General features: G+C 58.1%; 9 protein-coding genes and 3 tRNA genes. 6 read left to right on the forward strand and 6 right to left on the reverse strand.

From position 1 onward, the window contains the following. Positions 1 to 38: 38 nt before the first annotated feature. The gene (gene csdA / locus ABFV38_RS17640) at positions 39 to 1,244 is read left to right on the forward strand and encodes a cysteine desulfurase CsdA (protein WP_348957659.1); all 1,206 of its coding nucleotides are present in this window, start codon (positions 39 to 41) and stop codon (positions 1,242 to 1,244) included. After that, complete coding sequence (csdE, locus tag ABFV38_RS17645) at positions 1,244 to 1,690, forward strand: cysteine desulfurase sulfur acceptor subunit CsdE (RefSeq protein WP_348957660.1); 447 nt, start codon at positions 1,244 to 1,246, stop codon at positions 1,688 to 1,690. Before csdA ends, csdE begins: the two co-directional genes overlap by 1 nt. On the opposite strand, the gene tcdA is transcribed toward csdE, so the two are convergent. After that, complete coding sequence (gene tcdA, locus ABFV38_RS17650; RefSeq protein WP_227442712.1) at positions 1,681 to 2,487, reverse strand: tRNA cyclic N6-threonylcarbamoyladenosine(37) synthase TcdA; 807 nt, start codon at positions 2,485 to 2,487, stop codon at positions 1,681 to 1,683. The two genes, csdE and tcdA, sit on opposite strands and share 10 nt — an antisense overlap. A gap of 75 nt (positions 2,488 to 2,562) precedes the next feature. After that, a complete protein-coding gene (gene mltA, locus ABFV38_RS17655) occupies positions 2,563 to 3,660 on the reverse strand; it encodes a murein transglycosylase A (RefSeq protein WP_021241890.1) in 1,098 nt (365 codons plus the stop codon). A 208-nt stretch (positions 3,661 to 3,868) separates the two neighbouring features. Here mltA and ABFV38_RS17660 point away from each other — a divergent pair. From ABFV38_RS17660 to ABFV38_RS17670, 3 genes are all read left to right on the forward strand, one after another. After that, a tRNA-Met gene (locus ABFV38_RS17660) sits at positions 3,869 to 3,945 on the forward strand. A gap of 44 nt (positions 3,946 to 3,989) precedes the next feature. Continuing rightward, positions 3,990 to 4,066 (forward strand) — tRNA-Met (locus ABFV38_RS17665). Positions 4,067 to 4,110: 44 nt separating this feature from the next. Then, positions 4,111 to 4,187: transfer RNA gene (locus tag ABFV38_RS17670), tRNA-Met, on the forward strand. A gap of 87 nt (positions 4,188 to 4,274) precedes the next feature. Here ABFV38_RS17670 and amiC read toward each other — a convergent pair. Beyond that, positions 4,275 to 5,528, reverse strand: a complete 1,254-nt coding sequence (gene amiC / locus ABFV38_RS17675) for an N-acetylmuramoyl-L-alanine amidase AmiC (RefSeq protein WP_021242006.1) — start codon at positions 5,526 to 5,528, stop codon at positions 4,275 to 4,277. A gap of 227 nt (positions 5,529 to 5,755) precedes the next feature. Between amiC and argA the strand changes: the two genes are divergently transcribed. After that, a complete protein-coding gene (argA, locus tag ABFV38_RS17680; protein WP_069720011.1) occupies positions 5,756 to 7,087 on the forward strand; it encodes an amino-acid N-acetyltransferase in 1,332 nt (443 codons plus the stop codon). A 34-nt stretch (positions 7,088 to 7,121) separates the two neighbouring features. Here argA and recD read toward each other — a convergent pair whose 3' ends face one another. Genes recD through ptrA form a run of 3 tightly spaced genes read right to left on the reverse strand, consistent with a single transcriptional unit; the run spans position 7,122 to position 15,360 of the window. After that, positions 7,122 to 8,942 carry an exodeoxyribonuclease V subunit alpha gene (gene recD / locus ABFV38_RS17685; protein ID WP_348957661.1) on the reverse strand — a complete coding sequence of 607 codons (1,821 nt, stop codon included), beginning with the start codon at positions 8,940 to 8,942 and terminating at the stop codon, positions 7,122 to 7,124. Beyond that, on the reverse strand, positions 8,939 to 12,481 hold the full coding sequence (gene recB / locus ABFV38_RS17690; RefSeq protein WP_348957662.1) for an exodeoxyribonuclease V subunit beta: 3,543 nt from the start codon (positions 12,479 to 12,481) through the stop codon (positions 8,939 to 8,941). The genes recD and recB overlap by 4 nt, the downstream gene beginning before the upstream one ends. Continuing rightward, positions 12,478 to 15,360 (reverse strand): pitrilysin, encoded by a 2,883-nt coding sequence (ptrA, locus tag ABFV38_RS17695; protein WP_348957663.1) that lies wholly within the window; start codon positions 15,358 to 15,360, stop codon positions 12,478 to 12,480. Before ptrA ends, recB begins: the two co-directional genes overlap by 4 nt. Positions 15,361 to 15,467 lie beyond the last annotated feature (107 nt).

Below are 15,467 nucleotides of genomic sequence, written 5' to 3' on the forward strand. Positions count from 1 at the left end.
AATTGCGCGACGATCGTGATATTGAAATGAGGAATCCCATGAACGCTTTCAGTCCTGCGCAGTTCCGCGCACAGTTTCCGGCGCTGGCCGATGCCGGTATTTATCTGGACAGTGCCGCCACCGCCCTCAAGCCACAGGCGGTCATTGACGCCACGCAGCAGTTCTACAGCCTGAGCGCCGGGAACGTGCATCGCAGCCAGTTTGCCGAAGCGCAGCGATTAACCGCGCGCTATGAAGCGGCGCGCGATCGGGTTGCGCACCTGATCAATGCCGAAAGCGGGAAGAGCATCGTCTGGACGCGCGGCACCACCGAGGCCATCAATATGGTGGCCCAGTGCTACGCGCGCCCGCTACTTCAACCGGGCGATGAGATCGTCGTCAGCGAGGCGGAACATCACGCCAACCTGGTGCCGTGGCTGATGATGGCCGAACAAACGGGTGCACGCGTGGTGAAGCTTCCGCTTGGCGCAGACCTTCTGCCCGATGTGGCCCGTCTCCCCGAGTTGATTACCCCCCGCAGCCGCATTCTGGCGCTCGGGCAGATGTCCAACGTTACCGGTGGTTGCCCGGACCTGGCTCAGGCTATTCGGATAGCCCATGCCAGCGGGATGGTGGTGATGGTCGACGGCGCGCAGGGCGTGGTGCACTTCCCCGCCGACGTGCAGGCGCTGGATATCGACTTCTATGCCTTCTCAGGGCACAAGCTCTACGGACCAACCGGTATAGGGGCGTTGTACGGCAAGCCGGAACTGCTGGCAAAAATGACGCCGTGGCTCGGGGGCGGCAAGATGATCACGGAAGTGACTTTTGACGGTTTCAAAACGCAGGATGTACCTTATCGCCTGGAAGCCGGTACGCCGAACGTGGCGGGTGTCATTGGCCTAAGCGCGGCGCTGGAGTGGCTGGCAGAAACAGACGTTGTTCAGGCTGAAAGCTGGAGCCGGGGACTGGCGACGCTGGCAGAGGAAGAACTGAAGAAGCGCCCGGGTTTCCGCTCGTTCCGCGTTCAGGACTCAAGCCTGCTCGCCTTTGATTTTACGGGCGTGCATCACAGCGACATGGTGACGCTGCTGGCCGGGTATGGCATCGCCCTGCGCGCCGGGCAGCACTGCGCGCAGCCGCTGCTGGCGGCGCTCGGCGTGAGCGGTACGCTGCGTGCCTCGTTCGCGCCCTATAACACACAAAGCGATGTTGACGCGCTGGTCGCTGCCGTTGACCGCGCGCTTGAAATACTGGTGGATTAATGACTCACGCTGCTTTAGCCGGACATCCGTTTGGCACCGTCATCACTGAAGAGACGTTAAAACAGACCTTTGCCCCGCTTTCACAGTGGGAAGATAAATATCGCCAGCTGATTCTTCTTGGTAAGCAATTACCGACCCTCTCTGACGATCTCAAGACGCAGGCGAAAGAGATCGCTGGCTGTGAAAACCGCGTCTGGCTGGGCGTAAGCGTGTCCGGCGAGAAGCTGCACTTCTTCGGCGACAGCGAAGGCCGCATCGTCCGGGGCCTGCTGGCCGTATTGTTGACGGCAGTGGAAGGGAAAAGCGCGGCGGAACTGCTGGCACATTCGCCGCTGGCGTTATTTGATGAGCTGGGGCTGCGCGCGCAGCTCAGCGCCTCGCGCGGTCAGGGGTTGATCGCGCTCAGCGACGCGGTACTGGACGCCGCCCGTCAGGCTCAGGCCTGACGTTCCGCCTTCGCCATCATCTTCTTCAGGGCGTGAGACACCGCCACAAAGCCGAAGGAAGCGGTCACCATGGTGGCCGCGCCAAAGCCTGAGGCACAATCCATTCTTTTTGGCCCTTCCGCCGTGCTTTTCATCGCACACACGGAGCCATCCGCCTGCGGATAGACCAGCGCTTCGGTCGAGAACACGCAGTCAACGCCCAGCTTGCCCTTGCTGTTCTTTACCACTTTAAAGTCGCTTTTCAGGCGTTCACGCAACTTGGCGGCAAGAGGATCCTGAATGGTTTTCGCCAGATCGGCCACCTGGATCTGCGTCGGATCGATTTGTCCGCCCGCGCCGCCGGTCGTCACCAGGGGGACCTTGTAACGACGACAGTAGGCGATCAGCGCGGCTTTTGGACGCACGCTGTCGATGGCGTCAATCACATAGCTGTAGCCTTTGCTCATGTACTCCGCGACGTTATCTGCCGTCACAAAGTCGTCGATCACCGTCACGCGGCACTCCGGGTTGATCAAACGGATGCGCTCCGCCATGACCTCAGATTTTGCCAGGCCGACGTTATCACGCAGGGCGTGGATTTGACGGTTGGTGTTGGTGACGCACACGTCATCCATATCAATCAGCGTGATTGCGCCAATACCGGTTCTCGCCAGCGCTTCTGCGGCCCACGACCCCACACCACCAATGCCCACGACGCAGACATGCGCATCCGCAAACAGCTGCAGGGCTTTTTCACCATAGAGACGTGCCGTGCCGCCAAAACGCTGGCGCCAGGCATCGCTGATTACCACAGACATAACACCTCAGATGTAAAAAGGGTGAGGTTCTCCTCACCCTGAACAGTAATCCGTATTGCGCTCAGAATACCACAATCAGCCGCTGAATACGTTTCCGGCACCCGGTGCGGCCTTCAGTACCCACACGCGTCCGTAGTGGTTATACCAGCCTGCACGGTGGCCTGCATCCGGGCCAATGCCCTGATAGATATCGAAGTGCTGACCTTTGATCGCGCCGCCGACGTCCAGCGCCACCATCAGACGCAGCTCATATTGGCCGTTGAACTTGCCGTTGTTGTCCAGCAGCGGGACCTCTGCCAGCAGCGTGGTGCCCGCAGGAATAATCGAACGATCCGATGCCACCGAAGCACGGCCAATCAGCGGTACCGCACTCGCCCCTTTCACCGGCGCGAAGTTTTGCGGTTTAAAGAAGACGAACGACGGGTTCTGCTCCAGCAGCTCACGCACCTCGGCCTCGCTGTGCTTTTCGCCCCACTCGCGGATCGCCTGCATCGACATGTCTTCTTTCTTTACTTCGCCGCGGTCGATCAGCACCTTGCCAATACTGCGATAGGCGTGGCCGTTTTTACCGGAATAGCTGAAGAAGTTAAGCGGTGAACCGTCGCCAAAATCAATGTAGCCGCTGCCCTGAACGTCCATGATGAAGTTATCCATCAGGGAGTTGCTGTAGGCCAGAACGTAATTTTCACTCAGCGCACCGGCGTAGATTTCGGCGCGCGACGGCAGACGACCGCGTTTTGGCGGCATACGGTAGATAGGGTACTGGAATTCGCCCTGACGCGTGTGTCGCGCCTGGATAACCGGGGTGTAGTAGCCGGTAAACTGAACGTTGCCGTAGTTATCGGCCCCTTCCATCTGCCAGGCGTCGATACCAAACTGGCGCATGTTGCGCGTATCGCCGCCCGCCCGCAGCCAGTCCTGTACCGCACTATAAACGTTATTCTGTGCGCTATATAAACGCGGTGACGCGTTGCGGATCTGGTAGACCTGCTCGGAGAAATCACCGGCATTAATCGGTGCGCCGACAGCATCAGGCTGATTAACTAAAGAGAAAGGCTGGGATAACTTCCCGTCTTTATACTGTTGACCGCGATCGGTCGGTTTGGAAGAACAGGCCGCAAGAATCGCTACCATTGCGCCCGCCATCAGATACTTCGCCCAACGTCCTTTCATTCTGTCTCGTCTTTAAGTTGCCCATTTCCGCGTGATGAAGATAACAAACCGCCAGGGCTAATGAAATGCGATCGCATGCCCTTTGGCAAATTTTGCGCAAAAAATAGTCCAAACAGCGCCATGTCGTTCAATTTGCATACAAAATCATGATAAATGTGAAAAAGGGGTTGCATCACAAACCTATCCGAGTATAGTGCGCATCCACGGACGCGGGGTGGAGCAGCCTGGTAGCTCGTCGGGCTCATAACCCGAAGGTCGTCGGTTCAAATCCGGCCCCCGCAACCAATTAAAATTTGATGAAGTATCTTCTACGACAGTAGAAAGACGGACGCGGGGTGGAGCAGCCTGGTAGCTCGTCGGGCTCATAACCCGAAGGTCGTCGGTTCAAATCCGGCCCCCGCAACCAATCAAATTTGAAGAAGTAAGCTTCTACAAGAGTAGAAAGACGGACGCGGGGTGGAGCAGCCTGGTAGCTCGTCGGGCTCATAACCCGAAGGTCGTCGGTTCAAATCCGGCCCCCGCAACCAACACTTCTAAAACAATAAACACCCTTAAGGGTGTTTTTTTGTATCTGTCGTTTGTGAATTTGCCGGGCGTAAACCCGGCCAAAAGATCTACCCGCGCCGCGCCAGCGTCGCCCCGTCAGAGAAATACGCACGAATCCCTGCCAGAATCGACTCCGCCACTTCCTGCTGGAATTTTGCCGTCTTGAGCTTACGCTCCTCTTCCACGTTACTGATAAACGCGGTTTCAACGAGGATGGACGGGATATCCGGCGCCTTGAGTACCGCAAATCCGGCCTGTTCAACGCTGTTCTTATGCAGCTTATTGATGTTGCCCAGCTTGCCCAGCACCGCTTTACCAAACTTCAGGCTGTCGTTAATGGTCAGCGACTGCACCATATCGAACATGGTGTGGTCGACGTAGCGATCGCCGCTTTTGCTCACGCCACCGATCAGATCCGAGGCGTTCTGAGTGTCCGCCAGGTATCGCGCGGCGGTACTGGTTGCGCCTTTGGTTGAGAGCGCAAACACCGACGAGCCGCTTGGCTGACGGCTGGTAAACGCATCCGCATGGATCGAGACGAACAAATCTGCACGCTGCTTCTGCGCTTTCGCCACCCGGACCTTCAGCGGGATAAAGACGTCTTCATTGCGCGTCATATAGGCGCGCATATTGCCTTCTTTATCAATCAGCGCCTTCAGACGACGGGCAATTTGCAGAACCACGTCTTTTTCACGCGTGCGGTATTTCCCCACCGCACCGGAGTCTTCGCCGCCGTGGCCTGGATCGAGCATGATCACAATCGGACGATCGCGCCCTGCTTTCCCCGGCTGCGGACCGCTTTGCGCTGGCGGAACCTGACGCTGCAGATCGCCCTTGTTGTAGTCCTCCAGCAGAGCGAGAAGCGGATCCTGAATATCCGTCGCATTGGCCGGGTAGAGATCCATGACCAGGCGCTCTTTGAACGTCGCGACAGGCGCCAGGGCAAACAGCTGCGGCTTCACGTTCTGCTTCAGTTCAAACACCATGCGCACGGTTTGCGGATCGAACTGCCCGACGCGTGCCGATTTAATAAACGGATCGTCGCCGCGGATCTGCGCCGCCATCCCTTTCAGCACGGAGTTGAGGTTAACGCCTTCGAGATCCACCACCACACGTTCCGGGTTGCTGAGGGCAAATTGCTTATATTTCAGCACGCGATTGGATTCGACCGTCACGCGCGTATAGGTCGACGATGGCCAGACGCGCACCGCCACGACCTGACTGGTGGCGGCAAGACCGACCTGACTGACGCTAAGCAACCACATTGCCCCGGCCCCTTTTAACAAACGGCGGCGGCTTATTGCTGAATTGGATCCCGACATGCTTCTCCCGAGCAAGAACACTGACTGATATACAAAATGTCCAGATTGACCGAAAACTTTAACGAATGACGCATAAACTGTCATCTATAAAAGGGTAAACAATCATACGCTAACGCACGGATTACTTATCATTTTCTGTGGGTCGTGGAAAATTTGCGCTTGCACACGCGACCACAATCGAATAAAAATACAGAAATTGCGAATAAACATTCATTAAGGGTTGTGCCATGGTGAAGGAACGTAGAACCGAACTGGTCCAGGGATTCCGCCATTCTGTTCCCTATATCAACGCCCATCGGGGAAAAACGTTTGTCATCATGCTTGGCGGCGAAGCCATTGAGCATGAAAATTTTTCCAGCATCGTCAATGACATTGGCCTGCTGCACAGCCTGGGGATCCGCCTGGTGGTGGTCTATGGCGCGCGCCCGCAGATCGACGCCAACCTGGCCGCTCACCAGCACGAGCCGATTTACCACAAACATACCCGCGTCACGGATGCCAAAACCCTTGAGCTGGTGAAGCAGGCGGCAGGTCTGCTGCAGCTGGATATTACCGCTCGCCTGTCCATGAGCCTGAACAACACGCCGCTGCAGGGCGCGCATATCAATGTCGTGAGCGGCAACTTCATCATTGCCCAGCCGCTCGGCGTGGACGATGGCGTGGATTACTGCCACAGCGGCCGCATTCGTCGTATTGATGAAGAAGCCATACACCGCCAGCTGGACAGCGGAGCCATCGTCCTGATGGGCCCGGTCGCCGTTTCGGTGACCGGCGAAAGCTTTAACCTCACCTCAGAAGAGATCGCCACGCAGCTGGCGATCAAGCTGAAGGCGGAAAAAATGATTGGGTTCTGCTCCTCCCAGGGCGTCGTGAACGATGAAGGAACGATCGTGCCGGAACTCTTCCCGAATGAAGCCCAGGCCCGCGTGGAGGCGCTGGAAGCCGAAGGCGATTACTACTCCGGCACCGTCCGCTTCCTGCGTGGTGCCGTGAAGGCCTGCCGCAGCGGCGTGCGCCGTAGCCACCTGATCAGCTATCAGGAAGATGGCGCCCTGCTGCAGGAGTTGTTCTCCCGCGACGGTATTGGTACGCAGATTGTCATGGAGAGCGCGGAGCAGATACGCCGCGCCACCATCAACGATATCGGCGGTATTCTGGAACTGATCCGCCCGCTGGAACAACAGGGTATTCTGGTGCGTCGTTCACGCGAGCAGCTGGAGATGGAGATCGACAAATTCACCATTATTCAGCGCGATAACCTGACCATCGCCTGCGCCGCGCTCTATCCGTTCCCGGAAGAGAAGATCGGTGAAATGGCCTGCGTGGCGGTGCACCCTGATTACCGTAGCTCTTCACGCGGTGAAATGCTGCTTGAGCGCGTGGCGGCACAGGCGCGCCAGATGGGGCTGAGCAAGCTGTTCGTCCTGACGACGCGCAGCATTCACTGGTTCCAGGAGCGCGGGTTCACGCCAGTGGATATCGACTCCCTGCCGGAAACGAAGAAAGAGATGTACAACTATCAGCGCCGTTCAAAAGTGCTGATGGCGGACCTGGGATGATACGACGCCCTCACCGTCCGGCGAGGGCGTTCGTTCAGAGGGACTCAAATATCGCGCCCAGCCCGCTTCGGCGTTCCGTGCGGGTGGCAATCGCCTGCACCAGCACGCGTTCATCGGTATACAACGACAGGCGCTGACGCGCGCGCGTAATGGCGGTATAGATCAGCTCGCGGGTAATGACGGGGGAAAGCTGCGTGGGCAGGACCAGCGCCGCGTGGTTAAACTCGGAGCCCTGGGATTTATGCACCGTCATCGCCCAGGCGGTTTCATGCTCGGGCAAACGGCTGGGCTGGAAAGACTTCACGTTCCCGTCCGGCATCTGGAACCAGACGCGCAGGCCCTGGCCGCAGTCGAGCGCAATCCCGATGTCCCCGTTAAAGAGCCCCAGCGCGCTGTCGTTGCGGGAAATCATCACCGGCCGCCCTTCATACCAGCGCGAGTGCGGGGTACGGTTAATTTTGCGTTTTTGCGCCAGCAGCTGTTCCAGCCTGTCGTTCAGGCCCCGGACGCCAAAGGGACCTTCCCTCAGCGCACAGAGCAGCTGATATTCACCAAACGCGGCAATGACCTGCTCCGGCGTACTTTGCTGTTGAACGCCCGTCAGAAAGTGCTGATACCCCTGCAGGGCGTCATCCAGCATCGCCTGATACGCCTCCACGCTTTCCAGCGATTTTTTTTCAATATCCGTAAAGGTTCCGGCAAACACCGCGGAGGTAGCGTGCCTGTCTCCCCGGTTTACGGCTGCCGCAAGCTGGCCGATGCCGGAATCACTGCCGAAACGGTAGCTTTTCTGCAGCAGACACAGGCTGTCGCGCAGCGCGCCCGCAAGCGAGTGGCTTTCAGAGGTGAGCGTACATCCGGTGAGACGGGCGAGCTCCTGGGCGCGTTCAGCGGTATACCCCAGGCTGGCATAGGTGCAGATATCGCCCAGTACGGCCCCCGCCTCCACGGAGGCAAGCTGGTCGCGATCGCCGAGAAAAATGACGCGCGCGTGCGGCGGTAGCGCATCAATCAAACGCGACATCATCGTCAGGTCAATCATCGACGCTTCATCCACCACCAGCACGTCAAGGTGCAGCGGATTACCGGCATGATAGCGCAGACGCTGGCTACCCGGCTGAGCGCCAAGCAAACGGTGTAGCGTGCTGGCTTCGTTGGGGAAAAGCGCAAGCTGCTCCCGGGTAAGCGGCAGCTTTTGCAGCGCGCCGCCTAACGACTCCGTCAGACGCGCCGCCGCTTTACCGGTGGGGGCCGCCAGGCGAATACGGCACTTTTGCTCGCCCGATAACTGAATCAGCGCGGCAAGCAGTTTTGCCACGGTGGTCGTTTTCCCGGTGCCCGGACCGCCAGAAATCACCGAGATCCGACGCGTTAAGGCCACTGCAGCCGCCACTTTTTGCCAGTCTGTCGCGTCGTCAGAGGTAAACAGCGCATCCAGCGTTTGCCGGAGCCGCGTTTCATCACAGGGAAGCGGGGCGTTGGTCTCGCTGAAGAAGCGCGCCACCGTCAGTTCGTTACGCCACAGCCGGTTAAGATACAAACGCTCGCCGACCAGAATCATTGGCGTCCCGGTATCGGCTCCGCTTACGGCAGGCGAACGGCGTAGTATCGCCTGCCAGTCCACGGCGTCACCCAGCAGCGCGAAACACGCCTGTAAAGCCGGAGGCATTTTCTCATCCACCGCCAGACGCGACAGCGGCAGACATACGTGCCCCTCCCCCGCGTCTTTGCTCAGAATGGCGGCGGCAAGCATGACGGCAGGCTCCTCGCCTGCCACCATCATGGCAAACTGCACGTCCAGGTGGCGCAGTAACCGTTGTTCAACCGCGTCCAGCAGTAGCGCCTGCATCGTCATGCCACCTCCTCCGTGCCTGCAGCAAACAGGTTATCCATTTTTTCAATCAGTTCCACAGCCGGACGCGTGCTAAAGACGCCGGAACGCGGGTCGTTGGCATCCACGCCGCGCAGGAACAGGTAAATCACGCCGCCAAAATGCGCGTCGTAACGGTAATCGGCAATACGATGGCGCAGGTAACGGTGCAGCGCCAGGGTATAAAGCTGGTACTGCAGATCGTAGCGATGCATTTGCATAGCCGACGCCATCGCCTGTTGGGTATAGGCTTCGCTGTTTTCGCCCAGCCAGTTCGATTTGTAATCCAGCAGGTAGTAGCGCCCTTCGTGGCGGAAAACAAGGTCGATAAAGCCTTTTAGCATCCCCTGCACCTGGCGGAAGTTCAGCGGCGGGCATCCGGCGGATAACGGATCGTACTCGCGGATCAACGCATCAAGCGCCTCGGCCCTGAGCGGGCTGGCGATGGGGAGGTAAAACTCCATCTCCACCTGCTTATCTTTGGCGGTCAACTGGCTAAGCGAGATCCCCTGCGCGGTGAGCGGAGTATGCAGAACCGCGCGGATCCAGTCGGTGAGAACCGGCTCCCATTGCGCGTCGTAACCACCGCTCTGTAACATCTTTAGCACCCACTCTTCGGAAACCGGCTGGGTAAAATCCAGTTCTTCATACAGGCTGTGCAAAAACGTGCCCGGCGAGGCGCCGCGCGGGAACTGGTGCGGCGTCAGCACCGGCTCAACGGGTACGCTACCGGCGCCTGCGGCATCCACGTCCAGTTTTGGCATCAGATCCTGCGCAATACTCTGCCCGTGCTGCTGTAAGCCAGAGTAGCTGGTCACGCGCCAGTCGTCGGCAATCGTGCGTACCACCCGACGGGCATGGAGATCTGACTCGTGCGGCTCCGGCATGTGCCAGCGGCTGTTGTCGGGCAGCGAAGGAATATGCAGGGCAACATGCTCAGAGCAAAGGGATTCGATGCACTGGCGCAGGCCCGCCGCGTCTTTGGGTTCACCCTGCTGAATAAGCCGCCCCAGCGCACTCAGATGAAAATCGCTCTCCCCGCTCTTTTCGCCCCGACGCCGGAACAGCGGCGCAACGCCCAGGCTGCAGTGCCAGACCGAGCGGGTTAGCGCCACGTAGAGCAGGCGTAAATCTTCCGCCAGACGTTCGGCCTCTGCCAGCTCAACGCTGGACTCCGCGTTGCTGAGATCGAGCACCGCCTCAAAAGACTCGCGATCGTGGTAAAAAGCCTGATCCTGCACACGGTAATTGGCGATAAACGGCAGCCAGACCAGCGGATATTCCAGGCCTTTCGACTTGTGGATGGTGACGATCTGCACCAGATGTTTATCACTCTCGAGGCGCATCTGCTGGCTGGAGGAATTGCTGTTCGGATCGGCAATCTGCTGCGCCAGCCAGCGCACCAGGGCATGCTCGCTCTCCAGTTGCGTACCCGCTTCCTGCAAGAGTTCGCTGATGTGTAAAATATCGGTCAAACGCCGCTCGCCACCCGCGGTAGCCAGCATATTCTCCGCAATGTGGCGCTGAGCCATGAGCTCGCGCACCATCGCCATCACGCCGCGCTTCTGCCATCTTTCCCGGTAGTGGACAAATTCCTCCACCACGGAATCCCACGCGGCTTCGTCATTGTTGAGGGTATCAATATCGCGCGCGTTCAGTCCGAGCATCGCGCTGGCTAATGCGCTGCGCAATGTACTTTCCCGCTCCGGGGCCAGCACGGCCTGCAGCAGCCATAACATCTCCTGCGCCTCAAGCGTTTCAAAGACGCTGTCACGGTTCGAGAGGTAGACGGAGGGGATATTCAGTAACGTCAGGGCGTCACGGATTAATGCGGCCTCCTGACGACTGCGTACCAGCACCGTAATATCCGATGCCTTTACCGGGGTGGGGTTATCCCCCTTCCACAGCAGCGCCTCGCCCCGCGCCCCGGCACTGAGCCAGTCACGGATTTGCGCGGCACAGTGCTGGGCCATGGCATTTTGATAGTCGGCAACGCCGCAGCCTTCCCCCTCCAGCAGCCAGAAGTTCATGGCAGGCTGCGTCACGCCGTTAAACTCGAAGCGCAACGAGGCATTTTTCGGGGCAAATTTTACCGGCTGAAACGGGATCTCCCGGAACATAAACGCCGTATCCATACGGCTAAACAACGCGTTGACGCTTTCCACCATGCCGGGAGAGGAGCGCCAGTTAGTATCGAGCGTGTAGTGCGCGTCAACTTCGCTGCGGGCTTTCATATAGGTGAAAATATCCGCGCCGCGGAAGGCGTAGATGGCCTGTTTCGGATCGCCGATTAACAGCAGCGCGGTGTCGGGCTGCTGGCGCCAGATACGGCGGAAAATGCGGTACTGCTGAGGGTCGGTGTCCTGAAATTCGTCAATCATCGCGACCGGGAAGCGGGTGCGAATCGCGGCGGCAAGCGCTTCGCCATTCTCACTGCACAGCGCCGCATCCAGGCGGCTCAGCATATCGTCGAAACCCAGCTCGCCACGGCGGCGCTTTTCGCGCGCCACGGCTTCACGAATTTCGGTCATGGCGCGGGTGATCATCAGATCGTTGAGCGTGAGGGGCTCCGCCAGCAGGGTTTCAATCGCCACAAACAGGGGATGCTCAGGCACAATGCCGTCGGCTTTGGTCCGCTCAGCCAGGAAACGTTGGGAGAATTTCTCCAGCGCATCCGGGAGTTGATAGCCCCGCGTCTCTTCCTGCGCCCAGGCGCTGACCTTGTCGATCCATTTTGCCTGATTGCCACGGTTGAACTTGCGACGGTCAATCCCGGAATTTTCGATAATGGCGTCAATCTCGCCGACTGACTCCATCCATTTTTGCTTGATGTCCGCAATTTTCGCGATGATTTTTTCATGCCGTGAGGCCAGAGTTTCATCTGCCGGCGGCGGGGATTTAATGACCGGCGCTTCCCCCTGCAGATAACGATCGATCGCGCGCAGCAGCGCTTCCGGGCCTTTCCATAACGCATGTACCGCTTCGGCGATATCACGCTGTAAGGGGTAGCAGTGGCGACGCCAGAAATCCGCGCAGGCCTGATAGCGAAGCACGGATTCATCTTCAATGAGCTGCTGTTCGAACAGCATACCGGACTCGAACGCATTCAGGCTCAGCATGCGCTGGCAAAAACCGTGAATGGTAAAGACGGACGCTTCATCCATCTGCCGTTCAGCGAGCAGCAGCCACTGGGCGGCCTGTTGCTTATCGGCAATCTCTTCCAGAAGGCTCGCGTAGAGGGGGTTATCCGTGCTCTGACGCAGACAGGCGATGCGCAGCTCGTGGATATTGGTACGAATACGGCCCCGCAGCTCCGCGGTAGCGGCCTCGGTGAAGGTGACCACCAGCAGCTCTTCCACGCTCAAAGGGCGTGGAAAAGCGGCGTTGCCGCCAAGCCCTAACAGCAGGCGCAGATAGAGGGCGGCAATGGTGAAGGTTTTTCCCGTTCCCGCTGAGGCTTCAATCAATCGTTCACCCTGCAGAGGTAAACGTAAGGGATCAAGGGACTCAGCGGTATCGGTCATTCTTTCTTACTCCAGGGCATAGATTGCTGCAGCGCGCTGACGCTCTTCCAGACTTTCCAGCCTTTCGGGTTTACGTACTCCGTTTTCCCGTTCTGGCTACCGGAAACCTGAGACAGGATGGTAATACCCTGCGGCTTAATGACCGCCTGATGGAAGAAGTCGGCAACCTTCTGCGGCGTCAGCTGTTTTATCTCGGCCACTACTTTATCACGCGAATCAAATTTCAGATTACCGCGATCGAAATCTTTGCTCAGCTGCGAGGCTTCTTCACCCAGCGTCTGCGGCGGCTGCATCACCTGCGCGATAACGGCCTGCTGGATCTGGGCAAACTCTTCCGGCTTCATGGCGCGCAGTTTTGCTTCCACCTGCGGGAAGAAGGCCTGGTAACGCTGCCAGAGATACGCCGGTTGTTTATCGCTGCTTTGCAGCAGGAAACCCAGCCCCCACTGACGACCGACGTTCATGGAGAAGGCAAACACCGCGTAGCCAAGCTGCTCCTCTGTGCGTAACTGGTTATAGAACCACGGCTGAATAATCTGTCCCAGCACGGCGCTTTGCGCTGAACTGGCGAATTCATCATAGCCCGTTGGCACAAAGACCGCGGCCAGCGCGGAATCCGTGCTGTTACCCGCCTTTTCAAAAATCACATTCTGTTTTTTCTCAACCAGCACGTCCTGGTTGCGGCACCACTCGTCGCCTTTAGAGCCGAGCTGAGTGCGAACATTCTCCGCCAGGGTTTTGGCCTGCTCCTCACTCATGTTGCCGACGATCAGGAACTCCGGACGCGTGTTGGTTTTCAGCGCATCGCGGTACGCCAGCACGTCTTTTAAGGAGATGGAAGGCAGCAGCGCGCGGCGATCCTCACGCTGGAAATAAGGAACCTGCGACAGCATTTGCGCCGGCATAAGCGCCAGATCGTAAGCCTTGCCCTTCTCGGCAGAATCCATCATCTGGGCATACCAGGATTTAGCCTGCTCAAGCTGCTCTTCCGTCGGCGTGTAGCTGAAGTAGCCCTCCAGCAGGGCCTGGAACAGCTGAGGCAAGCGCTGGGTATAGCCGTTTGCATTAAGCATCAAACCATTGTTGGCGTTGGTGGAGAAGCTGATCCCGCCCACGGCGGCCTGGTTGCTGAGCTGATCGAGCGCGATACCGGCGAGATAGTCATTGAGCGCGAACATCACCTGATTTTTGGCGCTGTTCATGGCTTTCGGGTTACGCAGCACCACGCTGACATCGGCTTTAGGCTCACTGGCGAAATAGCGGCTTGGGGTATACACGACGCGCAGCGTTGGCTCATCAATGATGAGTTCCGGGTGCGGGTAATCTTTCGTCGTTTTGATCAGCGAGAAGTCATCCGGAATATAGGGGTTCAGCTCCGGCAGCTTCAACGCAATCTCCCCGGCCTTTTTCTGCCAGTCGGCGAAGGTCTGAGCGCTGATTTTATCCACCTGATATGGGGCATCGACAAAATACGCCGTCTTGTTATGCGGTTCGTTCGGGCTGATGTACCAGATGCGGGCATTTTCCGGCGTCATCATCGCCAGGCGAGCTTTTACCGCCCCGGCATCGTACCGGTCGGCAATATTCACCGCGTCGAGAGTATGTTCCACCGGCACGCGGATCATGGTATCCGCCAGCCACTCCACATAATCCATGTCGCGGGTGATGGACGGGTAGCGGAAATCGAGATCCAGCACGTGCGCGAGTTCATCAAAATAGCGCTTATCGACGCCTTTCTCGCGCAGCAAAGCGAGGTAGCTAAAGATAGCCGCCACGACTTCATCGCGGTTGGCCTGTCCTTTGTCGGTCAGCGTCGCGGAGATCGCCAGCACGCCGCTATTGCCGTTCACAACCGGATCGGAGTCGGCGCGAATGCCTTCCGCCAGCCCCTGCTTTTGCAGCCAGTCAGACAGCGTACCCGGGCTACGATTACCGATCAGGTAGGTGACCAGCTCATCGGTTTTACTGCGAAACTGCGCTGTATTGTTATCAATGCGGAATTCCACGCGCAGCACTTTACGCGGCATGGCAGGAACGTAGTGGATCACGATGCCTTTTTGCGCATCCGTGACCACCGGAACGGTTATTTGTGGCAGGTCGATATTTTTATTCGGCACCCGGCCAAAGGTTTTGGCCGCCATGCCTGCCAGCTCTGGCAACGGTTTATTGCTGTAGATGACCGCTTTCATCAGGTTGGCGGAGTAGTATTTATCGCGAAACGCGTGCAGGGCATCCAGCACCGGGCTGTTCGGTTTGTCGCTCAAGGTTTCCAGGTTACCGCCGGAGAAGCGCGAACCCGGGTGCGCAGGGTTGATGGTTTCGGCGCTGACCTGCGCCATGCGCATACCGTCTCGCGTGCGGGCCATGGTCAGCTCGGCATTCACCGCATTGCGTTCACGCTCGGCGTATTTTTTATCCAGCAACGGCGCGGCGATGGAATCAGCGAGGCGATCGACCGCCCCTTCCAGCGCATCATTTTCGACTTCGAGATAAAAGGCGGTGCGGTACGGCGCCGTACTGGCATTGTGGCTGCCGCCATGCATCTTCAGAAATTCGGACAGGCTATCTGGCTGCGGGTATTTTTTTGACCCCATCAGCGTCATATGTTCCAGATAGTGTGCAAGCCCAGGATGAGCGTCAGGATCTTCCAGCGACCCAACCGGCACCACTAATGCCGACAGGGATTTCACCGCCTGCGGGTCGGAAACCAGCAGCACGGTCATCCCGTTATCAAGGCGAATAGCCTGATATTGACGGGTATCCTTTTCGCTCTTACGGATAGTTTCCTGAACGGGTTGCCAACCGGAGTCTGCGTGAGTGACGGGCGCCCAAAGGGCAATAAACAAAACAAACGCTTTAAACAAGGTGCTGCCTGGCATTACGACCTCTTTATCACGGCTACATCATTAACAAACTGCGTGCTGGACACGCCAACATCTCTTTCTTTGGGTACATCAGTCCGTGATAAGAAATGCATCATAAATGA

This window comes from Enterobacter cloacae complex sp. Mu1197 (assembly GCF_040059225.1).
Taxonomy (GTDB): Bacteria; Pseudomonadota; Gammaproteobacteria; order Enterobacterales; family Enterobacteriaceae; genus Enterobacter; species Enterobacter quasiroggenkampii.